The 22,193-nt window shown below is 40.3% G+C and carries 27 protein-coding genes; 3 read left to right on the top strand and 24 right to left on the bottom strand.

Features of this window, described 5'->3' with window-relative positions; translation table 11 throughout:
- Positions 1-29: 29 nt before the first annotated feature.
- From G6W43_RS08315 to G6W43_RS10755, 3 genes are all read left to right on the top strand, one after another.
- Positions 30-617: a flavin reductase gene (locus G6W43_RS08315; RefSeq protein WP_194169574.1), complete on the top strand. Its 588-nt coding sequence runs from the start codon at positions 30-32 to the stop codon at positions 615-617.
- 340 nt (positions 618-957) lie between these two features.
- The gene (gene nhaA / locus G6W43_RS08310) at positions 958-2,118 is read left to right on the top strand and encodes a Na+/H+ antiporter NhaA (protein WP_194169573.1); all 1,161 of its coding nucleotides are present in this window, start codon (positions 958-960) and stop codon (positions 2,116-2,118) included.
- Positions 2,119-2,223: 105 nt separating this feature from the next.
- A complete protein-coding gene (locus G6W43_RS10755; RefSeq protein WP_021084773.1) occupies positions 2,224-2,352 on the top strand; it encodes a hypothetical protein in 129 nt (42 codons plus the stop codon).
- A gap of 72 nt (positions 2,353-2,424) precedes the next feature.
- On the opposite strand, the gene G6W43_RS08305 is transcribed toward G6W43_RS10755, so the two are convergent.
- The 24 genes from G6W43_RS08305 to G6W43_RS08190 all read right to left on the bottom strand — a co-directional run bounded on the left by G6W43_RS08305 (position 2,425) and on the right by G6W43_RS08190 (position 22,100).
- Positions 2,425-2,895: a FixH family protein gene (locus G6W43_RS08305; protein WP_194169572.1), complete on the bottom strand. Its 471-nt coding sequence runs from the start codon at positions 2,893-2,895 to the stop codon at positions 2,425-2,427.
- Complete coding sequence (locus G6W43_RS08300; RefSeq protein WP_021092845.1) at positions 2,888-3,457, bottom strand: hypothetical protein; 570 nt, start codon at positions 3,455-3,457, stop codon at positions 2,888-2,890. The genes G6W43_RS08305 and G6W43_RS08300 overlap by 8 nt, the downstream gene beginning before the upstream one ends.
- A gap of 106 nt (positions 3,458-3,563) precedes the next feature.
- Entirely contained in the window at positions 3,564-3,776 is a 213-nt protein-coding gene (locus G6W43_RS08295; RefSeq protein ID WP_194169571.1) for a DUF4006 family protein, read from the bottom strand.
- A complete protein-coding gene (locus G6W43_RS08290) occupies positions 3,776-4,639 on the bottom strand; it encodes a cbb3-type cytochrome c oxidase N-terminal domain-containing protein (protein WP_103601888.1) in 864 nt (287 codons plus the stop codon). The genes G6W43_RS08295 and G6W43_RS08290 overlap by 1 nt, the downstream gene beginning before the upstream one ends.
- The gene (locus G6W43_RS08285) at positions 4,627-4,839 is read right to left on the bottom strand and encodes a cytochrome c oxidase, cbb3-type, CcoQ subunit (RefSeq protein WP_002939259.1); all 213 of its coding nucleotides are present in this window, start codon (positions 4,837-4,839) and stop codon (positions 4,627-4,629) included. The genes G6W43_RS08290 and G6W43_RS08285 overlap by 13 nt, the downstream gene beginning before the upstream one ends.
- Positions 4,840-4,848: 9 nt before the next feature.
- Entirely contained in the window at positions 4,849-5,514 is a 666-nt protein-coding gene (gene ccoO / locus G6W43_RS08280) for a cytochrome-c oxidase, cbb3-type subunit II (protein ID WP_194169570.1), read from the bottom strand.
- The gene (ccoN, locus tag G6W43_RS08275; protein WP_021084787.1) at positions 5,514-7,004 is read right to left on the bottom strand and encodes a cytochrome-c oxidase, cbb3-type subunit I; all 1,491 of its coding nucleotides are present in this window, start codon (positions 7,002-7,004) and stop codon (positions 5,514-5,516) included. Before ccoN ends, ccoO begins: the two co-directional genes overlap by 1 nt.
- A gap of 92 nt (positions 7,005-7,096) precedes the next feature.
- A complete protein-coding gene (locus G6W43_RS08270; RefSeq protein ID WP_012001191.1) occupies positions 7,097-7,780 on the bottom strand; it encodes a response regulator transcription factor in 684 nt (227 codons plus the stop codon).
- Entirely contained in the window at positions 7,773-8,513 is a 741-nt protein-coding gene (locus tag G6W43_RS08265) for a sensor histidine kinase (RefSeq protein WP_107965439.1), read from the bottom strand. Before G6W43_RS08265 ends, G6W43_RS08270 begins: the two co-directional genes overlap by 8 nt.
- A complete protein-coding gene (locus G6W43_RS08260) occupies positions 8,506-9,150 on the bottom strand; it encodes a sulfite exporter TauE/SafE family protein (RefSeq protein ID WP_194169569.1) in 645 nt (214 codons plus the stop codon). The genes G6W43_RS08265 and G6W43_RS08260 overlap by 8 nt, the downstream gene beginning before the upstream one ends.
- 22 nt (positions 9,151-9,172) lie before the next feature.
- Complete coding sequence (gene carA, locus G6W43_RS08255; RefSeq protein WP_194169568.1) at positions 9,173-10,291, bottom strand: glutamine-hydrolyzing carbamoyl-phosphate synthase small subunit; 1,119 nt, start codon at positions 10,289-10,291, stop codon at positions 9,173-9,175.
- On the bottom strand, positions 10,291-10,842 hold the full coding sequence (locus G6W43_RS08250; RefSeq protein WP_194169567.1) for a DUF507 family protein: 552 nt from the start codon (positions 10,840-10,842) through the stop codon (positions 10,291-10,293). Before G6W43_RS08250 ends, carA begins: the two co-directional genes overlap by 1 nt.
- A gap of 49 nt (positions 10,843-10,891) precedes the next feature.
- On the bottom strand, positions 10,892-11,332 hold the full coding sequence (locus G6W43_RS08245) for an isoleucyl-tRNA synthetase (RefSeq protein WP_087582963.1): 441 nt from the start codon (positions 11,330-11,332) through the stop codon (positions 10,892-10,894).
- 248 nt (positions 11,333-11,580) lie between these two features.
- Positions 11,581-12,441 (bottom strand): formate/nitrite transporter family protein, encoded by an 861-nt coding sequence (locus G6W43_RS08240; protein WP_035142401.1) that lies wholly within the window; start codon positions 12,439-12,441, stop codon positions 11,581-11,583.
- A 183-nt stretch (positions 12,442-12,624) separates the two neighbouring features.
- Positions 12,625-13,071 carry a hydrogenase 3 maturation endopeptidase HyCI gene (locus G6W43_RS08235; RefSeq protein ID WP_002939334.1) on the bottom strand — a complete coding sequence of 149 codons (447 nt, stop codon included), beginning with the start codon at positions 13,069-13,071 and terminating at the stop codon, positions 12,625-12,627.
- Entirely contained in the window at positions 13,071-13,415 is a 345-nt protein-coding gene (locus G6W43_RS08230; protein ID WP_021084790.1) for a formate hydrogenlyase maturation HycH family protein, read from the bottom strand. Before G6W43_RS08230 ends, G6W43_RS08235 begins: the two co-directional genes overlap by 1 nt.
- Positions 13,412-14,236: an NADH-quinone oxidoreductase subunit B family protein gene (locus tag G6W43_RS08225; RefSeq protein ID WP_021087529.1), complete on the bottom strand. Its 825-nt coding sequence runs from the start codon at positions 14,234-14,236 to the stop codon at positions 13,412-13,414. The genes G6W43_RS08230 and G6W43_RS08225 overlap by 4 nt, the downstream gene beginning before the upstream one ends.
- Entirely contained in the window at positions 14,233-14,772 is a 540-nt protein-coding gene (locus tag G6W43_RS08220; protein WP_002939210.1) for a formate hydrogenlyase complex iron-sulfur subunit, read from the bottom strand. The genes G6W43_RS08225 and G6W43_RS08220 overlap by 4 nt, the downstream gene beginning before the upstream one ends.
- A complete protein-coding gene (locus G6W43_RS08215) occupies positions 14,769-16,505 on the bottom strand; it encodes an NADH-quinone oxidoreductase subunit C (RefSeq protein ID WP_009294856.1) in 1,737 nt (578 codons plus the stop codon). The genes G6W43_RS08220 and G6W43_RS08215 overlap by 4 nt, the downstream gene beginning before the upstream one ends.
- Complete coding sequence (locus tag G6W43_RS08210; RefSeq protein ID WP_012001182.1) at positions 16,502-17,983, bottom strand: hydrogenase 4 subunit F; 1,482 nt, start codon at positions 17,981-17,983, stop codon at positions 16,502-16,504. Before G6W43_RS08210 ends, G6W43_RS08215 begins: the two co-directional genes overlap by 4 nt.
- A gap of 2 nt (positions 17,984-17,985) precedes the next feature.
- A complete protein-coding gene (gene hyfE, locus G6W43_RS08205) occupies positions 17,986-18,630 on the bottom strand; it encodes a hydrogenase 4 membrane subunit (RefSeq protein WP_012001181.1) in 645 nt (214 codons plus the stop codon).
- 1 nt (position 18,631) lies between these two features.
- Positions 18,632-19,552: a respiratory chain complex I subunit 1 family protein gene (locus G6W43_RS08200; RefSeq protein ID WP_002939300.1), complete on the bottom strand. Its 921-nt coding sequence runs from the start codon at positions 19,550-19,552 to the stop codon at positions 18,632-18,634.
- A 9-nt stretch (positions 19,553-19,561) separates the two neighbouring features.
- Entirely contained in the window at positions 19,562-21,529 is a 1,968-nt protein-coding gene (locus G6W43_RS08195; RefSeq protein ID WP_087582966.1) for a proton-conducting transporter membrane subunit, read from the bottom strand.
- A 1-nt stretch (position 21,530) separates the two neighbouring features.
- Positions 21,531-22,100, bottom strand: coding sequence for a 4Fe-4S dicluster domain-containing protein (locus G6W43_RS08190; protein WP_002939266.1), 570 nt, complete (start codon positions 22,098-22,100; stop codon positions 21,531-21,533).
- Between the last annotated feature and the right edge of the window lie 93 nt (positions 22,101-22,193).

Genomic DNA, 22,193 nt, shown 5'->3' with positions numbered 1-22,193 from the left:
GGGGGCTACAATTTCAAAAAGGAGCAAAAATGCATAAAGAGTTAAACAGATCTGGCTTTTACTACGGCTTTCCAGTTTTGCTTGCCACCACAAAAGATCAAAAAGGGCGAGATGATATCACCGTGCTTTCATCCTCTTGGACGCTAGGAGATAGCGTGGTGCTTGGCATCGGAGTTGATAACAAAGGCTATAAAAATATCCAAAAAGGCTCAGACATCACGCTAAATTTATGCGATGAAAGCTTGCTTGAAGCTATAAAAAAGATAGAAAAACTAACAGGCGACGAGGAGGTGCCAGAGGAGAAAAGAGCCCTTGGATACAGCTACGAAAGTGATAAATTTAAGGTAGCAAATTTGCACAAAGAGCCAGGCATAAAGGCAAAAAGCGTGCGCATAAAAGAGTGCAAGATACAGATAGAAACGATCGTAGAAAAGTGCGAGATAAAGGAGTGGTTTTGTATAGTCACTTGCAAGATAGTTGGCATCTTTGTGGATGAAAATTTGTTAAAAGATGAAAAACTAGATACTAAAAAATACTCGCCTCTAATCTATAAATTTAAAGAGTACGTTAAAACTGGCAAGCGTTTGGGATTAAATTTTGGCTTTAAAGAGGTTTGAACTGGCGTTTTGGCTGGCTAGAAAGCGAAAATTTAAATTTGATTTTGACCTTGGCTAAAAACTTTTGGATGCAAATTTAGCCCTGCTATCAAGTCTCAAAAGCTCGCCGCAAACAGCCTTTGCACGCTTACAAATCTCTAAAATTTCATTCATTTTCGCTCCTTAATCTATAAAAACCGTGCGCAAGCGTCCCGCTCCCGCAAGCGCGGCACGGCAAATTTTAGAGATGCGTCTACTAAATTTACCTTTAAATTTGACTTGATTATAGCCAAATTCGCCCGAATTTTATGCGAGCGTAAAAATACGCTATAATCGCCAAAATTTATAAAAAGGAAGCAAAATGGGCGGAATAAAAGAGTTTTTAAAACACGAAGCCAGCGGCGGGATTTTGCTGATGATCGCTACGGTCGCGGCGCTACTGTGTCAAAATACGTTTTTGAGCGATTTTTACAACGAATTTTTAAAGACCAAATTTACCGTGAGCTTCGGCGAATACGGACTAAGCAAACCCCTGATCTTGTGGGTGAACGACGGGTTGATGGCGGTATTTTTCTTTCTCATCGGACTTGAGCTAAAGCGCGAGGTGCTGGAGGGCGAGCTAAAAAATCCGTCGCAAATCGCGCTGCCAGCGATCGGCGCGGCAGGCGGCCTGATAGTGCCCGCGGTTATCTTCTATCTTTTTACGAAGCACGACTCCTTCGCGCTTGGCGGCTGGGCGATACCGACGGCGACGGATATCGCGTTTGCTCTGGGGATTTTGAGCCTACTTGGGCCTCGCGTACCGACTAGTTTAAAAATTTTCCTCATGACGCTAGCGATCGTCGACGACCTTTGCGCGATCGTAATTATCGCGCTATTTTACACGAGCGAGCTTAACGCCCAAATGCTTGCGGTCGCAAGCGTTTGTCTAGCCGCGCTTTTCGTGCTAAACAGACTCGGCGTAAAGAGCAAGGCGGCGTATCTGATCGTAGGCGCGGTGATGTGGGTAGCGGTGCTAAAATCAGGCGTTCACGCCACGCTTGCGGGCGTCGTGGCGGCCTTTTTCATACCGCTTAGCTTTAAAGACGAGCCTGGCAAATCTATGCTAAAAAGCATCGAGCACGACCTGCACGGCTGGGTGGCGTTTGGTGTGCTGCCGATATTTGCCTTCGCAAACGCAGGCATCTCACTGCGAGGCGTCGGACTGGACGAGATTTTGTCTCCGGTCGCGCTAGGCACGGCGCTGGGGCTTTTCGTAGGCAAGCAAGTCGGGGTATTTTCTTTTAGCTTTTTAGCGATCAAATTTAAGCTAGCCAAGCTACCCGAGGGGTCAAATTTCATCCAGCTTTACGGCATCGCGGTACTTTGCGGCGTAGGATTTACGATGAGCCTTTTCATTAACGGCCTAGCCTACAACGACACGGACGCCTTTGCCTACACCGACAAGCTCGCTATCTTGCTAGGTTCGGTAGTTTCGGGTGCCGCGGGGTTTATATTGCTAAAATTTAGCACCAAAAACTAAAGCGCGCGCATAAAAGAGTGCAAGATACAGATAAAAACGATCGTAGAAAAGTGCGAGATAAAGGAGTGGTTTTGCATCGTCACTTGCAAGATAGTTGGCATCTTTGTGGATGAAAATTTGTTAAAAGATGAAAAGCTAGATACTAAAAAATACTCGCCTCTAATCTATAAATTTAAAGAGTATGTTACAACTGGCAAGCGTTTGGGATTAAATTTTGGTTTTAAAGAGGTTTGATCTAACATTTGGCAAATTTTCAGTTAAATTTATTTGGTTTTGGCTAAAAGAGATTTTAGGTGCAAATTTAACTTACTTTGTAGCGTTAAAATCAAATTTATAATATCTCGTATCTTGCTTGTCGCTTAGCCTTAAAAGTAGCTGCCACCTGCCCTCTTTTAGTCCAACACTCTCGCTTACAAGCTCATTTTCTTGCCATGAAGCATTTAATGTTTTGTTATCTTTGTTTGTTTGTGGGCGGGTTAGTAAAATTTCATAGCTAAGGCTTGAAATTTCGTCGTTTTTTGGCGTTAAAAGAAATTTAAACTTACCCTGCAAACCTTTAAATTCTGGCTCAAATTTAAGGCCAAATTTCTCATCAAACCTAGCCTCGCTCTCTTTTATAAATGTGATGTTTTCATCGACGCTTTGGTGACTTTGCATATAAGCGCTATCCATCTCGACTGGGTTGTTGATCGCAACAACGATGGTTGCGGCACAAGCCAAGATGATAGCAACTATGCTAAGCACGATGCCATAAGGCCAAAAGCTCTTTTTAGCCATTTTTTACCTTTTTATAAAAGATGATGAGCACGAAAAATGCGATCAAGCCGTAGATGAAAATTCGCAAGAAATTTAAAGTTGTCTTATTTGAGCTGCCGATACCGCTTTCTAGCTTTAAATTTAGGCTCTCAGCGATCTGCTCGGCGATATCAGCGTAGCCGTTTAAGATAGCGGCGTTATAGACGTCTTTGCCGTTTTTTGAGACCAAAATGGGGATAATGGTGCCTGATTCTGGATTTACACTTAGAATTTGCTCCTTGTTAAAGAGCTTTGAAGTGTTTGTATCGCTAAAAATTTCAACCTTTTGCTTATCTTTTATGAGTGCTAAAAATACAAAAGGCGAGCTTAAATTTTGCTCTTTAAAAAGCGCGTCCAGCTCGCCATCTTTATATACGCCAACTACTAAATTTATGCCGCTTTTTTGATAAAGCTCACTGCCGATCTCATTTAGTTTTTGGCTCACTTTTTGGCTTAAAATTCCATCATCATTGATAACAAAATTTGCACCCCAAGCCAAATTTTGCCACAGCAAAATGATAAAAATGAGTGCAAATTTCTTCAAATTTAACCTACAAATAGGTGATTTGGCGTAAGTACTGACCAGGCACAAATGGCGCCTGCGACGACTATTAGCAGGATAATGGCTTTTTCTATTATGCCTAGCATCGCTACTCCTTTACAATGACGTGTTTAGCGTTATCTACGCTCTTCATCTCGATGCTAGCTGCATCTTTTAGTGAGTAAGGCTTGGTTGCGACCTCTTTTTGCAAGCCGATGCCAACGTATGTAAGCACCACTAGGATAGAGAGCAAAAGCACCACCGCTATTAAAAATCCGCTAATGCCGTTTAAGGCAAAGATATTTCTATTGTTATTTTCCATTATTCGCCCTTTGATAGCGATATGACGTACTCGCCAACTGCGCTTTGTTGGATCTCATTTAGCCTGCCGTCGTTAAATTTAGGCATAGTGCCGATCGCTCCTTTTTTGCCACGATTTAGCACGTCAGCTACAAAACTAGCCGAGCCATATTTGCTAAGATCAACTGACATGCCATCCATGCCTTTGCCATCTTCGCCGTGACATGAGGCACATGCAGCATAAAGCTCTTTGCCAGTGGCTACTAAATTTTCATTTTTAGTGCTTTTTATCGCGCTTATCTCTTTAGCTACGTAAGCTGCGATCGCCTTAGCGCCATCAGCGTCAGCTAAGCCTGCTGGCATCTCACCCATAGGATACTCAAGGCCCTTTGAGCCATTAAGTATAGTCTCAACTATGCCTTTTTCACTGCCCCAAATTTGTAAATTTGCAGCCTTGCCGCCTATGCCATCGCCTGTGATGCCGTGACATGCCGAGCACTGCACAAGATATATGCTCTCGCCCATAGCGTGAAGCGTCTCTTTGCTTGGATTTGCATACTCTTTTTCAAATTTGGCGTTTGCTTCTTTGACCTCTTTGTTATACTCGCCGATTTGTGAGTATGAATTTAAAGGGTAGCCCAGCAAATAGTACCAGATCGCCCAAACTAGCGCTAGTAAAAAGACGACCGCCCAGCCAAGTGGCACAGGGTTTTTGTACTCACCTATGCCATCCCAGTTGTGCTCGCTAAGCTCAACGCTCTCATCTTTTTTAACCTTCATCTGCCCCACATACCTACCAGCCACAACGATGGTAAGCACGATGATTAGAGCTGCTCCTATAAGAGCTAGTAAATTTACATTATCTTCTAAATTTAGCCATTGCATACGCTCTCCTTTGTAGCCTTACGCTCTAAAATTTCGCCACCGATCTCATCGTTAAGCGCTAGTTTTGAGTACTTCTCATAGTTTCTTCTGCCAGTTTTTTCGCTCTTATAAAGATGAAAAAAGTAGGCATACAAAGTGATCGCCAAAAATGCTGTCAAGAAAAAATAGCCATAAGCTTGAAACTCTCTAATGTTTTCCATCTTACGCTCCTACTTTAGGCTATTTAGATAAGCAATGAGTGCTACGATCTGGCGAATTTCACCTTTTGCAAATGCACTTTTTACCTGCTCATCTTTCATATTTTCAACGATAGCTGCAGCCTCGACCTTGACGTTAGCATTTGTCTGCTCTAGCGTGCCAAGTGCTGGCATATCTTTTTCGTCATAAGGCGTATTAAAGACCTTTTTAACCGTTAGCGCTTCAGCGTAAGCAGTCTCTATATCAGCATTTTTCTTAAATAAAAATGGATATGCTGGCATGATCGAGCCTGGCACTACTGAAGCTGGATTTAGCATGTGATTTTCATGCCAGTCAGTCGTTCTATAGTTGCCCACACGCATAAGATCTGGACCTGTTCTTTTTGAGCCCCAAAGATGCGGACGATCATAGGCAAATTCGCCACTTAGTGAATACATGCCATATCTATCAGTCTCAGCTTTAAACGGACGGATCATTTGAGAGTGGCAAGTGTTGCAGCCATTTTGCATATAGATGTTTTTGCCAGCTAGCTCTAAAACGGTGTAAGGCTTTGTGCCCTCAAGCGGTCTAGCTCTGTTTGCAAAGTCTGGCAAAATTTCAACTATGCCAGCGTAAGCGATGACGACAAATACACAAACTGCAAAAAAGAATGGATTTTTTTCTAACCAAGCAAACATCACATCACCTCCGCGCTAGCTTTTGCCCCGCCGCCCATTGGCGAAGCGCTTTTTGGCTCTGCTAAGATAGCTTTAGCAGAAGTTGATTTGTAGATGTTATAAGCAAACATCAAGAAGCCAACTAGATAAAGAAGTCCGCCAATAGCCCTTATATAGTAGTATGGGATAAGCACAACAACCGTATCTATAAACGAGTAGAGTAAATTTCCATAGCTATCAGTCGCTCTCCACATCATACCTTGTGTGATACCAGCGATCCACATAGAGGCGAAGTATAAAACGATACCTGTTGTTTGTATCCAAAACTGAGCTTCCATTAGCGACTTTGAGTAAATTTCACGCTTAAACACGCGCGGTGTCATGTGATAAAGTGCCGCCATGATCATAAAGCCAACCCAACCAAGAGCACCGTCGTGAACGTGTCCTGGTACCCAGTCAGTAAAGTGCGCTAGGGCATTTACAGACTTGATAGAAAGGATAGGTCCTTCAAGTGTCGAGAACATATAAAATGTAGAAGCTAGAACCATAAATTTAATAAGCGGACTCTCTCTAAGCTGCGCCCACTCGCCCTTCATCGTAAGAAGGATGTTTATCGCTGAGCCCCACGAAGGCAGGATCAAAACGATAGAAAAGACCGAACCCATAGTCTGCATCCAATCAGGCGTAGCAGAGTAAATGAGGTGGTGCCCGCCAGCCCAAAGGTAGATAAACATCAAGCCCCAAAATGAAAATAGCGATAATTTATATGAAAATATCGGCTGACCGCTCTCTTTTGGTAAGAAATAATAAATTTGAGCGATGATCGCCACTGTAAAGACAAATGCAACTGCGTTGTGGCCGTACCACCACTGAACCAAAGCGTCGTTTGAGCCAGCGTACATAGAGACAGAGTGCAGCCATGAGCCATATCCGCTAACAAGTCTTGTTGGAACTTCCATATTGTTAAATAAATATAGCATCGCAACGCCAAGAAATGTAGCGATGTAGTACCAAACTGAGATGTAAAGTGTCTTTTCGCGGCGGATACCGATGAGGCCAAATATACTAACACCCCAAAGCACCCAAACGACGACTACTGCGATATCTAGTGGCCACTCAAGCTCGGCATACTCTTTCGCTGTGCTCTCGCCCATAAAAAGCGTAACAACAGCCAAAACCATAACAAGCATATATAGCCAAAAATGAAGCTTGCCGATAAACATCAAAAATGGCGACTCGCTCATCGAAACCTTTAAAACACGCTGTCCGATGTAGTACCAAGTGGCAAAGATGCCTGAGAGCATGAAGCCAAAAATGATGCCATTAGTATGAAGAGGACGCAACCTCCCAAACGCCGAATATTCGCCGGCAATGTAGTTAAGCTCTGGACAGGCCATTTGAAAAGCTATAACTACGCCAACAACCATGCCTATGATACCAAAGAGTATCGTGGCAAACATAAATAGCTTTGCTACACTATAATCATAGTGTAGTAGCTGAGATGGTCGCATAAAATATCCTCCTAGTTAAATTTATATTAATGATTCGTTATTCTAAGATAGAAAATCTATAAAAAAACTTAATTAATATAAATTCTCATTAACTAGGAAAGTCTTCTGTCTATTTTGTAACCAAGTCCTGGAACGTTTTTGATAAAGTTATTGCCAACCTTGTCTCTAACACGCTTAACAAAGGTTCTGATAGCTGCTTCTGTAACGCTCTCACCAACCCAAACGACGCTTTTGATCTCATCATGAAGCACGAGCGTACCAAGTCTTTTTATCAAAAGTGAGATAAATGCAAGCTCTTTTTTAGTAAGTGAAATTTCAACACCGTCTCTGATAAGTACGCGCTTAATTTTGTTAAAGCTATATCCGTTTGCAACTTGGATGATGTTTGCAGTTTCTATCTTGCTTTTTGCGACATTTTCTATCGTTTTTAAAAGATCATCTGCCATTATAGGTTTTATGAGATACTTATCAACGCCAACATCGATCGCCTTTAATAAAGTCTCTTTTTCGCTATGCGCACTTAGGACGATGACAGGTGTGTCTTTAGAAATTTCCTTGATATATCTTGTCATATCAAGTCCATCACTAATTGGCATAAATACATCTGTAATTACCATATTTGGGTTGTATTTTTTAAATTTTTTCAAACCTTCATCACCATTTTGAGCAGTAAAAACTTTCTCAAAATTGTCACTTAGCACATCGTGCATGATCTTTTTGCTGTCGCTATCGTCTTCGACAAGCAAAACCGTTAGGTTCTTTAAAATTTTATTCATCTATCTCTCCTTTGTGTGGTAACTTTATTAAAAAACAGGCCCCATTATCACTGTTGCCCGCTGTTATTTCTGCATTAAATTGATCGATTATTTGCTTTGACATATAAAGTCCTAAGCCAGTGCCTTTGGTATCTTCTTTGGTGGTAAAATATGGCTTAAAAATCTCATCTATCACATTTTTATCTATGCCACCACCGTTATCTTCTACGCTTAGGTAAGCAAATTTTTCATCGCTATCAATCTTTATTTTTATATTTTTTTCTTCTATCTTTTGTAAATTTAGTGCGTCTTTTGCATTATTTAGTAAATTTATGATGACTTGCATGAGCCTGTTTTTATGACCATAAATTTTTGAGTCCCCTAACACCTCAAGCTCTATATGAATGCCCTCTTTTTTCATCACGCCTTTTACGATCTGTATCGACGCTCTAGCTGCGTCTGCTAGGCTAAATTCTTGAGAAAGTGTGTTTGGATTTAAAAACGAGCTAAACTCATCAGTAGTTTCTGACATATATTTGATGATCTGCATAGCCCTCTCATAAGAGCCGATAAATTCGCCATCTTCGTCACCAGCGAGCTTTTTCATCTTATATAAAACTAAACTTAGCTCATTTAGCGGCTGCTTCCACTGGTGAGTTATATTTGCCATCATCTCGCCCATCATCGCGAGCTTAGCAAGTCTCATGCCCTCGCTACTTGAAAAGAAATTTTCATCTAAATTTAAACTAGGCATTTGCTCTATATCCTAAAAATGATAGATAAAGTCCGTTTAAGATCATTATGCAAGCTGAGAGCTTAAACATGATCTCTTTAAATTTCTCTCTTAATAAGCCAAAAACAAAGCTAGCTAGCAACATCGCTGGCAAGGTGCAAAGCCCAAAGATAAGCATTATCAAGGATGCGTCAGCCACATTTGCGCTTAAAACTCCAAGCGCTAAGAAATAATAGACCACACCGCAAGGCAAAAGACCATTTAAAAAGCCAAGCAGTAAAAAATTTGCCAAATTTCTCTTTTGCGCGCTTGTTTTTGCCATTTTTACTATAAATTTAAGTGCTTTTTCGCTCTCAATAAATTTTAAAAGCTCGCCCCTAAAAAGTAGTGCGATGCCGATAAATGCGATCACTAAGCCAACTATGAAAAATATCACGCCTCTTGCTTGCATACCAAAACTAATGGCTGCTCCAAAAGCACCAAATAAAGCCCCCAAAGCCACATAAGCAAAAATTCTAGCTAGGTTATAAAGCGTGCTTAGCATTAAAATTTCACTCTTACTTTTGCCTTTAAAGAATAGAGCTTGCAAGCTCAAAAACCCGCTACACATGCCGATGCAATGACTAAAGCTGCTCAAAAGCGCAACTGAAATAATCATGTAAAGGCTTATGTTTTGCATATTATAAAATTTCTAAAAACTGCTTAAATATATATTTGCTCTCGTTAGGGCCGCTGCTTGCTTCTGGGTGGTGTTGCACCGAGAAGATCGGATAGTCCTTGTATCTTACACCCTCGATCGTGTTGTCAAACAAATTTCTATGTGTCACAACCGCTATTTCAGCGATGCTCTCTGGCACGTTGTAGTTGTGATTTTGCGTTGTTATCTCGATAGCTTTTGTCTCTAAATTTAAGACTGGATGGTTTGCTCCATGCTGACCAAATTTAAGTTTATATGTCTCGTATCCAAAGGCATTTGAAAGCAGCTGATGTCCAAGGCAGATGCCAAATATAGGGATCCTAGCCTCTATCATCTTTTTGATCTCAGCGATTTCAGCCTTTAAATTCTTTGGCTCGCCTGGACCATTTGATAAAAATACCCCGTTTATCTCGCCATTTTTAAATTTATCTATCAAAACCTCAGCCTTCGTATCGTGTGGTACGACGATGACCTCAAGGCCAGTTTCGCATAGCTCATTTAGGATATTTCTCTTTACGCCAAAGTCAAAAACAGCTATCTTTTTGCCGATACTTTTTAGCGGCTTATATGACTTTAAATTTCTATCCCAAGCGCCTTTTTTATGCTCGTACTCATCCATTGCGCTGACTGTTTTTACGTAGTTTATATTTTCTATGCGTCCGCTACTTTCAAGTCTGCGTTTTAGCTCATCTTTATCGTTTATCTGCGTTGAGATGTATGCCATAAGTGCGCCCTCGTCGCGTAGCATCTTTGTTAAATATCTAGTATCAACATCATAAACGCCAAATTTGCCCTGCTCTTCGAAAAATTTGCCTAAAGACTTTTGCGAGCGGTAGTTTGAGGGAATTTCGTTGTAGTTTCTCATTATGACGCCACTTGCGTGAATTCTAAGGCTCTCCATATCATCTTCGTTTATGCCAACGATGCCGATCTCTGGCATAGTAAAGACGATAAACTGACCAGCATAGCTTGGATCGCTCATGATCTCCTCATAGCCAGTCATAGAGGTATTAAAAACGAGCTCGCCTGCGCACTCGCCGTGAGCACCAAAGGCTTTTGCCTCTAAAAAAACGCCGTTTTCAATGTAAATATAAGCTTTCATTAAAGCATTCCTCTTTTTTTAAGCTCATCTTGATACAAACGCTCGAAAATCAGGTCGTATTCATCAGTTCCAGGGATAAGCTTGCGTTTGTAGTTTTGCATCATCTCATAGACGCTATCTTCTATCTTCTCATAGCTCTTTAGATACTCATCTATCGAGCCATATATCACGTTTTTTACGCGGTTTTCAGATACGCTATAATCAACCAACCCGCTCTTCCAAATAGTCTCAAGTATCTTATGAGCGACATTGCTAAATCTATCTTCATGAGTTAAAATGACGTCAAATTCGCTAGCAAGTTTCTTTTTAACGAGCCAAAACATATTTTTGCGGTCGATTTGCATCGTTTGCATCTCGTCCTCGTTTTTTTCTAAAAGCTCATTTACTCGCTCGTCTAGCGCTCTTTCTTTTTGAACATCAGTAGTTAAAATTTCACTTGCTTTTGCTACGATAGGCTCGATACCTTTGTTTAACTTTACAAAACCACAGTTTAAAAGATCTATTGCTATTTTATGTGATACATAAGGTACGTGTGGAAGTTTTATACGCATTTTAAACCTTTAAATTTTTATGCCATTGTAACTAAATAAAGGTAAAACTTTACTTTGAAATTTTAACGACTTTATCATTGTCACTTCTTAGAAAATAAATTTCTCTTCGTCCGTCATAAAGGACTTTGCCACTTGTTTTTTGATCACTTTGTAAATTTGAAGATAGATCCATCTCAAGTGGCTTACTCATAAAATAAGCCTCACCCAAGCTTCGTCCAAAATCAGGATACCAACTGAGTGCGCAAAGCACAAGCAAGAGCAGATAAAAGGCTCTAAAAATTTTTCTAAATGGCGCGTAAAAGAAACAATACCCAAATATAAAAAACACAGGTAAAAGCCACAAAAAAGGCACATTATCCACAAAAATCACATTGAAATACTCATTTATGCCATAAAATGAAAAGTAGTTGTTGTAAATTCCGACAAATAGCGTAAAAATAGGAGCGAGAACAAATATAATGCCAGTAAAAAATGCATTAAAAATTTTCATAAGCTCTCCTTTTTTCGTGGGATTATATTAAATTTTAGCTTTATTATTGCTCTAAATTTATTAATTAAGAAATTTTAAACTCCAAAATGTCATAAATTTTCAAATAAAACAGAGTTAAAACGATAAATTTTAAATTAGTGTGACATTTTTTAGATAAAAAATAAGAGATTTTTTTGAAACTTTTAAGGTAAAAAAGAGAAATTTAAAATTTAGCCTTTGCCATAAAAGCAAAGACTAAAAGGGAGTTTTTAAGCTTTTTTCTTCATATCAAATTTATTAGCCATGAAGCCAACAAGACCAACAAAGAAAAGACCACCGCAGATGTTACCAAGTGTAACTGGAAGCAAGTTTTTGCTTAAGAAATTTGTCCAGTTGATGACATCTAGTTTATCAGCTGTAGTGTGAAGTAAAGCTGCTGCAGCGTTGATATCGCCACCACTTGCTGCTATATAGTGAGCTTTAGAGATGATAGCCTCAGTGATGATGAACATATTTGCAACGCAGTGCTCCATTGAGCAAGCAACGAATGCGCCGATCATCCACATAATGGCAAAGAATTTACCAGATAGGTTGCTCTCGCTTGTCGCAGTCCAAATAGACATACAAACAAAGACGTTACAAAAGATACCACGAAGAAATAGCTCATGAAATGGTGCTGTGATCTTACCAATAGCTGCTGGCACGAAGTGTTGCAAGATGTAGCCGTCATACTTTAGTGGCAAACCAGAGTAGTAATACATATAAGCGATCAATGCACCGCCAACGAAGTTAAATATCCAAACAATTACCCAGTAGCTTATGGTTTTGCCAAGTGGCAATTTGCCCTCATACGCACTAACACCGCTTAAAACAGAGCTAGTAAATAGGTGACCGCCATAAAATACAACCATCATGAGGCCGCAGCTAAATGTGATACCACCGATGAAGTTTGAAAGACCGATAGACTGTTTTTCAGCCATACCAACTGTTGAGTGAGCCCAGAAGATATCACCCATTGCAATAGCAGCTCCAGCCATGATAGCAAGGAATATAATGCTTACAAGTGGTGTATGAGCTTTATGCTCCATAGAACTTGAGACCGCTTGAGCGGTTTCTGCCGGATTTAACATCACGTCTCCTTTTTATTTGACCTTCTTTGATCTATAAGAAATAAAAGCAAAGAAGTAGCGCCAAAGATAGAGATTTGGCGTTAAAATTTAATGTTTAAAGCTTCTTTTTACACTAAATTTCAAATCCAAAACGATCAAATTTATCTTTAGCAAACCCCAGATTTAATTTAGCACTTGCTAAATTTAACCAACTAAATTTTTATCAATCTCTACAATTCTTAAAAAGGCTTTTCTCGCACTTTTTTTAGCCTGCTCGCTTAGGCCTTCTTCAAAGTCAAGGACATTTTCAAGCAAGACACTAATGCCAAGAAAAAGCGTCTTTGGACAAATTTTTCGCAAATAGCTTAAAAGCACTGGCGTTGGGAGGTTATGGGTTGAGTAGATGTAATCTCTATCGTCACTTAGGTCAAAAAACTCTATCTTATCCTCATCAAAACCGCTCATCGCATCGACTACTATCAAGATATCAGGTGCAAAATCTCTAATAGCTGAAAATTCATTCTCAGGCACATCTTGCCCAAAAAAGACCTTCCACTCTTTTAGCTCCTGCTCTACGATGCGGCCGACTTCATTGCCCACATCATCATCGCCACGCATAGGATTACCGATGCAAAGGATGGCCTTTTTCATCAAAAGTCCTTCCTAAGCACGATATATCCCTCTTTTAAATTTGCCAAAATTTCTTTAAGCTTACACTCACAAAGCTGTGGCAAGAGTCTAGCGATATGCTCAGCAAAAATTTCAACTTCAAAATACTTGCTTAAATTTCCGATCTTAAATTTCACATATTCGCCAGAATTTTTGATCATCTCGTCAAATTCCTCATCGCTTAGCTCTAAGATCTTCTCACTAAAATCAATCGTACCAACACCGTGCCCCACGCAAGTGGAGAAAACTTTTATCTCCTTTAGCTCGCGTGGAAGCTTTTCGTTGTCGTCCATATGCCTTTTTGTAAGCTTATAAACTTGTATCATCTTTTACTCCAAACCTCACTATCAACATCGATCGCAAAATTTTTACCAGCTTTTGCATATTTTAGATAGACATCGTTGTGTAAAAGTGCCATGCACTCAGCATATCTAGGATCATCTTCTTTTTTGATAGCTGCTATGACCGCTTCACGTGCAAGCTCTGGGTTGTGGATATCACTTGAGCCCTTGATAGCGTCCATATATTTTTCAAATAGTGTTCTACCAAAGATATAACTCATCAGCCTTTTACTTTCAGCATGCAAGTCACGTTCAAACAAGATATCGCCCATTACTGACTTTTTAACTGGAGGAGGTGTGGTGCTATCATTTTCATAGCTTTTTTTGTGTAGCTTTTGATCAATGATGCCAAGAGCCATACCTAGACCATAAATAACACTTGCTGGGTGTGGAGGGCAGCCTGGGATATAGACATCAACTGGTATGATCTTATCTATACCACCCCAAACGCTGTAAGCGTCATGAAAAATTCCACCAGTACTTCCACAAGCACCAAAAGCAACTACGATCTTAGGATCTGGAGCTGCCTCGTAAGCACGAAGAAGTGGGTAGTACATCTGTCTTGTGACTGGTCCTGAGCAAAGCAAGATATCAGCGTGTCTTGGGTTTGCTACAAGCTTAAAGCCAAAACGCTCTGGATCCCACATCGGAGTGATAGCAGCGAAAATTTCGATCTCACAACCGTTGCAGCTTCCGCAGTCGATCCTATAAACGCTAAAGCTTCTTTTGATATTTTTTAAATGCTCTAGCTTTGCAGTTAGGTCATTTGCTGTTTTTATGTCCTCTGGGACTTGATATAGACTCATTTTATAGCCTCCTCAACGCCTTTTGTTAGCCTCTCAGCAGATTGATTTTTCTTGCACTCTGGGCAGATAAAAAGGTACTCTTTTGCCTCTTCAAGTCTGCCTGGGAGTAAATTTGCTGTGCCAAGCTTTTCAAGTGTGAAATTTATAAGCCTTTTTGGCGTAAATGGCTTGCCGCAGCATTTGCAAGTTTGCATCTCAAGCTCGCCTCTTTGTATAAGAGCGCTCTTGTCAAATTTAACCGCAAGCTCAAAGCTATCGCTAAGTCTTACAGCTCCAGTTGGGCAAACCTCATCGCAGCGTCCGCAGAATATGCAACGACCACAGTCAAACTGCCAAACAAGTCTTGTTTGCTCATCGTTCATCTTAAGCTCTATTGCGTTACTAGGGCAAGCGATACCGCAAGCTGCACAACCTATACAAAGATCGTACGTATAGTCTGGCTGACCGCGAAAATTCTCAGGCACAATATATGGCTCAAATGGATAGGCGTATGTCGCCTTTCCATATTTTTCTGTGATGTCAAATAACTTCATCATCTTAAATCCTTCTTACTAACCCCGCCATCTTGACAGAATTTTTTAAGGTCTTTTTCTGTTAAAATTTTACTTTTTTTAGTCCTTACATCAACCAAAGTAACACGCTCGGTGCATGAGTAGCAAGGGTCAAGTGAGCAAACGATAAGCGCAGCGTCACTTATGTTGTTTCCTCTAAATTGATACCTTAGGCTTGGCCAGTTGTTATATGTCGCAGCCCTACATCTCCAGCGATATACTTTTTGAGCGCTACCTTGCATGATCCAGTGAACGTTCTCACCACGTGGTGCTTCATCGTGACCAAGTGCGAAATTTTCTGGCTTGATCATAGTCACAGGATCGATCATGATCGGAGTTTGAGGCATCATCTCAAAGCATTGGCGGATGATGTGGATAGAGCTTTTTAGCTCTTTATACCTAACCATCTCACGAGCAAAAACGTCGCAACCATGCTCAACTGCTACTTCAAATTCTATCTGTTTGAAGAAGTCGTATGGGTGATCGTAGCGGTTATCACGTTTAAAGCCAGAGCCTCTCATATTTGGACCAACTGGACTAAAGTCACGTGCTATTTGACGGTCTAGGATACCTACACCTTTCCAGCGTCCGATTTGACGTTTGTCTTCCAAAACTGCATCCCAAATTTCTGAAATTTGAATGTCAAGTTTGTTGATGATCTCTAAGCCTTTTTTGATCTCATGGTTTGTCATATCACGTCTTAAGCCACCCATAACGACGTTGCCGTATGTTTTACGTCCGCCAGTTACAAGTTGAGCTAGCTCCATAGAGTACTCACGAACCCTAAAGATATGCATGAAAGCGTTGTAGTTACCAGTGACCTCACAAGCTAGACCTATATTTAAAAGGTGGCTGTGAAGACGCTCGATCTCAAGACAGATGACGCGTATAGCTTGAGCTCTTAGTGGGATTTCAAGCTTGATAGCTTTTTCTGCTGCTTCGATACAAGCGATAGCGTGAGCATAACCGCAAATTCCGCAAACACGCTCTGCAAGATAGCCCATTTGATCATAGTTCATTCTATTTTCAGCTAGCTTTTCCATACCGCGGTGTTGATAGAACAAGCGGTAGTCAGCGTCGATGATCTCGTCGCCGTCGCAGAAAAGTCTAAAGTGACCTGGCTCATCAGATGTAACGTGTAGTGGTCCAAGTGGCACATCAACTACTGCATCACCTGTTGGGAACAAAAACTCCGCATCAGGCTCATCTCTGTGATCTACTGGATCAGGGCGGTAGCGGTAGTCCATAGCATCTTTTCTAAGTGGGTGAAGTCCGTCTGGCCAGTCATCACTTAAAACTAGACGTCTTTTATCAGGCAGACCCTCAGCTACTAAACCAAACATATCATAAGCTTCTCTTTCATACCAAACACAAGCTGGCACGAGCGGAGTAACTGACGGGAATGTCGGATCGCTTCCTGGGATAAGGGTTTTAACTGTGATAAAGCACTTATCCTCAGCTGCAAAGTCGTCCGCCTCAGTCATCTTGCTACCTTCCATTGAGATAGCATAGTAAAGCGCATAGCAGCCATTTATCTGGCGCTCGTCGTTTGGTATCATGGTGCTTATAAAGCCACCGATATCATAATAAAGTGTTTTAACAGCTAGTGGAAGATCGTTTCTATCAACTAAAACTGTGATCTGATCGTCTGCTTGACGAGTTACTTCTAAAATTTTTACCTTTGTTTTTAGGATTTCAACAAATTTATCGCCTCTCATTTTAAAGCTCCCATCATTATATTAACACCGTTATTTACTAGCGTATAAAAGCTATCTACGTGCCATACGCCAAAGATTATGATAAGGGCACAGAGTGCTATAAGAGGTAAATTTTCAAATAAACTCATCTCTTTATTATGAACAACCACACCTTTTGGCTCGCCAAAGCTTGCCATGTTAAAGTGCGCAAAGTCAGCTATGAAAATAACTGCAAGTGCAATAGCAAATAGCGCAACTGCGATGTATTGACCACTTGTGATAGCTCCAACAAAGACGTTATATTCGCTAACAAATATAGCAAATGCTGGAACACCAACTAGTGAGCATACAGCTGCACCAAACATAATAGTTGTAATAGGTGCGATCTTAACCATGCCGCCCATCTTACTCATATCTTTGTGACCGTAAATTCTTGCTATGTTACCTGTTGAGCAGAAAGCCAAAGCTTTTGTGAAGCTGTGAGCTAAGCAGTGGAATATCGCTGCAAATAGACCAAATTTACCGCCAACACCAAGTGCAAATGCGATAACACCCATGTGAACGATTGAGTGGTATGCAAACATTCTTTTTACGTTGTGTTGTCTTATTAGGAAAAATCCTGCTACAAAAAGTGTGATAGTTCCTGATACGATCATTACGCCTTCAACAAAGCTAAATCCAACTGCTTGAGCTGTGATAGCGTAGTATCTTAAAAGTGCAAGCATCGCACATTTTAAAAGTACGCCTGATAGCAATGCTGAGATAGGTGCTGGACCTTCAGCGTGAACGTCTGGTAACCAAGTGTGAGTTGGAGCAAGACCAGCTTTTGTACCAAAACCAATTAGCGCAAATACAAAGATAAGTTTTGCTGCATCTGGGTTTAGATTTTTAGCGTTAGCCATTATGCTTGAAAACTGCATAGAAGCCTCGCCGTCTCCTAGTGTGCTATATGTAGCTGAGTATAGAAGAACGGTTGCATAAAGAGCAAATGCTAGACCGATTGAACAAAGAACGATGTATTTGTAACCACTCTCTGTTGATTTTTGATCTTTGTGTATAGCAACCAAAAACACAGAAGCTAGTGTTGTAGCCTCGATAGCTGCCCACATAAACGCAACGTTGTTGCAAATAACACTTAAAGTCATTGTAAAGATAAATACATGGCTTAGTGCGTAGTACTTTTTAAGATCGCTTAGGTGGATGTGTCCATCTTCAAGCTCCCATCTCATGTAATGGATAGAGTAGAAATTTACTATAAATCCAGTTACGGCGATAAGCACCAAGAAAACACAGCCTAAGCTATCTAAGAATAAAAATTTATCAAAACTATAAAAAGTTCCGCCACTTAAAACTTTAAGAACATTGTTAAGTAAAGCCACTGATGTCGCAGCAGAAAACAAGACATGAAGTCCGCTAAGTACTGCATAGTTTTTAGGACTTAAAAACAAGATCAAAGCACCAAGGAGCGGTAAGATAAGTATTAAAGCTAAACTATCCATCTCTAACCCCTTAAATTTGAAGCTTTAGAAGTATCTAAGCTATCATAAGCTTTATAAAATCTAATCGCTAGAACGCTCATGATAATAACAGCAAATATCGCATCTGTTAAAATTCCAAGCTCAACTAGCTCATGTGAGTTGTAAGCCATTAGAGCAAGGCTTAGGTGGATACCGTTTTCAAACAAGCAGTAAGCTAGAATTTGTTTTATAAATGAGTTTCTTAGCATAAAGCCAAAAATTCCCATCATAAAGACTGTTCCAGCAGCGATTAACATAATCTCTTCTTTGATAAGAGAGAATTTTAAAAATATAGGGTGGATACTCATTGAAAGAGCTAGAGAAAATCCCATAGCAATAACAGGACTTACAAAAAATCCACCAACTGGCTCATCTTCGCTAACTACGCCAAGTTTTTTGATAAGCCAGAACAAAATTCCTGGCACGAAAAGAACTTTGGTAAAAAACGCAACGATCGCCCAAGTTTTTAGCTGCTCAGCGTTAAATTTCTCAGATAGCAAGAAAAATATACTAACTAAAAGTAGTGTCTCTATCGCATAAGCGATGATTGAGAGTTTCAAGCTTCTAAGACCAAAAACCGCAAGCGAAGTTACGATCATGCAAATGGCTAATATATCTAGTGTTTGCATCTCACGCTCCTACTACATAAAGTGTTAGTGCAACAAACGAAATAGCAAGTGCACCAAGAGCATTTTTGCGTAAAGATGAAGTCATTTTAAAGCGTGGTCCAAAGTTGTCTATAAATACAGCTGCGACGTAAAATACTCCAGTTTTTATCACAAAAACGATAATAGCTAAGAAAGGATTGCTAAAATTCCATGGCTCAAATATGCTTAGGAAAAGTCCGATCATAGCAAACTGTTTTAATATAAGTGATGCTTGAACTAAGCCAAGGTCGCTACCAGCATACTCACCAAGAACACCCTCTTGAAGCTCTTGTTCTGCTTCAGCTAAGTCAAATGGCTTTCTACCAGTCTCAACATACATACACCACAAAAATGCGATAGAAGCAACGGCAAAACTTGGAATTTGATATCCGATAACGCCAGTTCTTACCATCTCTTGGATCTCAACTAAATTTGATGTTTTAGCTGCAAGCATAACTACGATTAAGCACATAATCATAACTGGCTCAACATAAACACCAAGCATTTGCTCCCTGCCGCCACCTGTTGCTGCAAATGGGTTGCCGCTATCCATTGAAGCTGCACCAAATACAAATCTAAGTAGCGCACCAAGATAGAGGATAACAAATATATCTGAGTAAGCTCCAAATACAGTATCTTTGCTGTATGTTATAGGTATAGCAGCTAGTACTGCAGCTGAAGTTGCAAAAAGGAAAAATGGAGCCCATCTAAATACCCAGTGAGAGCACTCAGGCACGGTTCTTCCTCTTCTAAAAAGCTTTATAATGTCGCGATATGTTTGAAAGAAATCGCTACCTTGTTTTGATTGAAGTTTAGCTCTAAGTTTTCTTGCCATACCATCAAACAAAGGAGCTACCAAAACGATAACGACTACTTGAAATATCATTAAAAGTATAGTTTGCATTTTCGTCTCCTAAACTAAAAAGTAGCTCACAGCAAGTATGACACAAAGATATAGCAAGATATAAAGTGTATATACATTTGTATAACCACTTTGAACGATACCTAGCTTATCAGCAAATTTCACACACCATTTAATGACTGGCTCATAAAACATTCCCCACCAAATATCTTTTGGATGGTTGTGATACTCAACCGCGTCAAAATAATTTCTAGTAACTACTTTTTTATCCGCTCTAAATAGCCATTGCATAATTTTTCTAAGATCGCCAGTAAATGGACCACCTGTCATTTGCATACGTGAGCTATATTTAAAGCCACAAGCCCAAGGATCAGTTTCGCGTGGTTTATCTCTGTTTGCTTTCATAACAGCAAGGATGATAAATGGCAAAATCATAGTCGCACATAGGACTAAAGCGATAAGTGGAGTTGAGATCATGCTGCCCATAGGTGAAGTTACATTTATAGCACCAAGGCTAGCTTTATAGTCGCTTATAGCGATAGAATTTACAGCTTGCATGATGTAATCAACTATGTAGTTTGCGCCAAGACCAAAGCCAACGCAGCCTATCATTAAGATGATCATACCAAGAACCATACCTATCGGACTCTCTTTAGCATTTTCCCAAATTTTTTGATCTCTTGGAGTACCTGCAAAGATAACAGCGTAAAGTTTAAGGTGCATACCAACCAAAACGCCTGTTAGCGCAAGAGCTACGACGCCAAGTGTAAATGCATATCTAACTAATGTTCCTTCTCCCATCGCACCTTGAAGCATACCTTGATATGTAAACCACTCTGAAACAAAGCCATTTACTGGAGGTAAAGCTGCGATACCCATGATACCTATAAACATACCAAGGCTTGTCCATGGCATCTTTTTAGCAAGACCGCCAAGGATGTCCATATTTTGTGTATGAGTAGCGTGGATAACTGAACCAGCACAAAGGAAAAGTAGACCTTTAAATATAGCGTGGTTAACTACGTGGTAGCAACCTGCTAGAAAACCTACTGCTGCAAGTGTTAAATTTCCAGCTGCAACGCCGTAGATACCTGTTCCAAGACCTAGCAAGATGATGCCTATGTTCTCAACTGAGTGGTAAGCAAGCAAAGCTTTGAAGTCGTGTTGGCAAAGAGCGTATAAAACACCAAATAGTGAGCTAGCTGCACCAAGAGCGAGTATTGTAAGACCAAAGTATGTGCTAAGTGGTAGGTAAAGTGTAAATTTAACTAGTGTAAATAGAGCAACTTTAATCATAACGCCTGACATAAGGGCTGAAACGTTTGATGGTGCTGCTGGGTGAGCTTGTGGAAGCCAAACATGGAATGGCCACATACCAGCTTTACTACCAAAGCCGACCAAGAATAGTACAAATACAGCAGCAGAAGCGCCAAATGGCATCTTAACACCCATAAATGCGCTAAATTCAAAGCTTCCTGCATAGTAAGCTGTGATAAGCAAGCCACAGGTTATACAAAATGCACCGATTTGTGCGATACCAAGATATACCATAACCGCTTTAAGTGTATTTTTACCGTCATTGACGATGATAAGAAATGATGATACAAGAGTCATAAGCTCCCATAAAACAACAAAGCAAAATACATTATCAGCACTGATTACTAGAAGCATTGAAAGGATGAATGTGTTAAACAAACATGCAAACACACCAACATTTGCTTTTTTTATGTACTCTTCTGCATAGCTCATACCATAAACACTACTTGCAAATCCGATGAAAACAACGACAAAGCTGAAGAAATTTCCAAGTGGATTTAGTGCAAATTTTGGCGAATACAAAAAGCCATCCATAAGAGCAAAGCTATCACTTACTCCCATATTTGCAACGAAGTGACACATCGCATAAAAGCAGCTTATAGCACTTAGTCCAAAACCAACTTTAACAGCGGCTTTTGGAGCGCAGTAGAGCAAGATGCTAACGACGGCACTTACAAGAAATAGCATATAAACCGTAGTCATCTTATGCTCCTTGTCCGTTTAAAATTTTAGTAGCAAATTTATTCGCTGCTTCGTAGTCTATCCTCTTGCCAAGCTTATGTTTACCCTCTTCTGGATCAACCATTATAAGAGCGCTTGTTGGGCATACATCAACGCAAGCTGGTCCATTTTCACGGCCAAAGCACATATCACATTTTACTGCGATGTTTTTTGCGCCTGATTGAGACTCTACTTCAAGATAGTATTTTGGCTCGACAGCGTAATTTACTGAAGGCATAAGCTCTGCACTTGAGCTTATCGCACCATAAGGGCAAGCGATCGTGCACATCTTGCAACCTATACAAATTTCCTCGTGAAGCTCGATGCAATTATCGTTAAATCGCAACGCTCCAGTTGGGCATACATTTGCGCAAGGGCCATCGTCGCATTGCCTGCACTGAGTCGGCATAACACCGCTAGCTTCTCTTAAGACGCTTAGCCTTGCACGTGATAGTTTGCCGCGTTCATAAGCACTTTTAAAACATGCAGCCATACAGGTCGCACATCCTATGCAGCGTTTAGAATCGGCAATCACAAATTTATGTTTTTTCATAAATTCCTCCTAAAAAACAAGGCAAGACCGCCCTGCTCACTAATAGAGTGATTGTTAATCACATGAATAGAGATAGTTAAATTTTTATTTAAC

Origin of the sequence: Campylobacter concisus (assembly GCF_015229965.1) — a bacterium.
Taxonomy (GTDB): Bacteria; Campylobacterota; Campylobacteria; order Campylobacterales; family Campylobacteraceae; genus Campylobacter_A; species Campylobacter_A concisus_BD.
This window is presented reverse-complemented; position numbering and strand designations above follow the sequence as displayed.

What these genes read in the sequence shown, in the direction of transcription:
- G6W43_RS08230 (WP_021084790.1), bottom strand. Translation starts at nt 13,415, where the DNA reads ATGATACAAGTTTATAAGCTTACAAAAAGGCATATGGACGACAACGAA.
- G6W43_RS08235 (WP_002939334.1), bottom strand. Translation starts at nt 13,071, where the DNA reads ATGAAAAAGGCCATCCTTTGCATCGGTAATCCTATGCGTGGCGATGAT.
- G6W43_RS08210 (WP_012001182.1), bottom strand. Translation starts at nt 17,983, where the DNA reads ATGGATAGTTTAGCTTTAATACTTATCTTACCGCTCCTTGGTGCTTTG.
- G6W43_RS08295 (WP_194169571.1), bottom strand. Translation starts at nt 3,776, where the DNA reads ATGGAAAATAACAATAGAAATATCTTTGCCTTAAACGGCATTAGCGGA.
- G6W43_RS08285 (WP_002939259.1), bottom strand. Translation starts at nt 4,839, where the DNA reads ATGGAAAACATTAGAGAGTTTCAAGCTTATGGCTATTTTTTCTTGACA.
- G6W43_RS08315 (WP_194169574.1), top strand. Translation starts at nt 30, where the DNA reads ATGCATAAAGAGTTAAACAGATCTGGCTTTTACTACGGCTTTCCAGTT.
- G6W43_RS08200 (WP_002939300.1), bottom strand. Translation starts at nt 19,552, where the DNA reads ATGCAAACTATACTTTTAATGATATTTCAAGTAGTCGTTATCGTTTTG.
- G6W43_RS08290 (WP_103601888.1), bottom strand. Translation starts at nt 4,639, where the DNA reads ATGCAATGGCTAAATTTAGAAGATAATGTAAATTTACTAGCTCTTATA.
- G6W43_RS08270 (WP_012001191.1), bottom strand. Translation starts at nt 7,780, where the DNA reads ATGAATAAAATTTTAAAGAACCTAACGGTTTTGCTTGTCGAAGACGAT.
- G6W43_RS08225 (WP_021087529.1), bottom strand. Translation starts at nt 14,236, where the DNA reads ATGAGTCTATATCAAGTCCCAGAGGACATAAAAACAGCAAATGACCTA.
- G6W43_RS08245 (WP_087582963.1), bottom strand. Translation starts at nt 11,332, where the DNA reads ATGAAAATTTTTAATGCATTTTTTACTGGCATTATATTTGTTCTCGCT.
- G6W43_RS08215 (WP_009294856.1), bottom strand. Translation starts at nt 16,505, where the DNA reads ATGAGAGGCGATAAATTTGTTGAAATCCTAAAAACAAAGGTAAAAATT.
- G6W43_RS08260 (WP_194169569.1), bottom strand. Translation starts at nt 9,150, where the DNA reads ATGATTATTTCAGTTGCGCTTTTGAGCAGCTTTAGTCATTGCATCGGC.
- G6W43_RS08265 (WP_107965439.1), bottom strand. Translation starts at nt 8,513, where the DNA reads ATGCCTAGTTTAAATTTAGATGAAAATTTCTTTTCAAGTAGCGAGGGC.
- G6W43_RS08195 (WP_087582966.1), bottom strand. Translation starts at nt 21,529, where the DNA reads ATGACTACGGTTTATATGCTATTTCTTGTAAGTGCCGTCGTTAGCATC.
- G6W43_RS08220 (WP_002939210.1), bottom strand. Translation starts at nt 14,772, where the DNA reads ATGATGAAGTTATTTGACATCACAGAAAAATATGGAAAGGCGACATAC.
- G6W43_RS08250 (WP_194169567.1), bottom strand. Translation starts at nt 10,842, where the DNA reads ATGCGTATAAAACTTCCACACGTACCTTATGTATCACATAAAATAGCA.
- hyfE (WP_012001181.1), bottom strand. Translation starts at nt 18,630, where the DNA reads ATGCAAACACTAGATATATTAGCCATTTGCATGATCGTAACTTCGCTT.
- ccoO (WP_194169570.1), bottom strand. Translation starts at nt 5,514, where the DNA reads ATGTTTGCTTGGTTAGAAAAAAATCCATTCTTTTTTGCAGTTTGTGTA.
- nhaA (WP_194169573.1), top strand. Translation starts at nt 958, where the DNA reads ATGGGCGGAATAAAAGAGTTTTTAAAACACGAAGCCAGCGGCGGGATT.
- G6W43_RS08305 (WP_194169572.1), bottom strand. Translation starts at nt 2,895, where the DNA reads ATGGCTAAAAAGAGCTTTTGGCCTTATGGCATCGTGCTTAGCATAGTT.
- G6W43_RS08190 (WP_002939266.1), bottom strand. Translation starts at nt 22,100, where the DNA reads ATGAAAAAACATAAATTTGTGATTGCCGATTCTAAACGCTGCATAGGA.
- carA (WP_194169568.1), bottom strand. Translation starts at nt 10,291, where the DNA reads ATGAAAGCTTATATTTACATTGAAAACGGCGTTTTTTTAGAGGCAAAA.
- ccoN (WP_021084787.1), bottom strand. Translation starts at nt 7,004, where the DNA reads ATGCGACCATCTCAGCTACTACACTATGATTATAGTGTAGCAAAGCTA.
- G6W43_RS08240 (WP_035142401.1), bottom strand. Translation starts at nt 12,441, where the DNA reads ATGTTAAATCCGGCAGAAACCGCTCAAGCGGTCTCAAGTTCTATGGAG.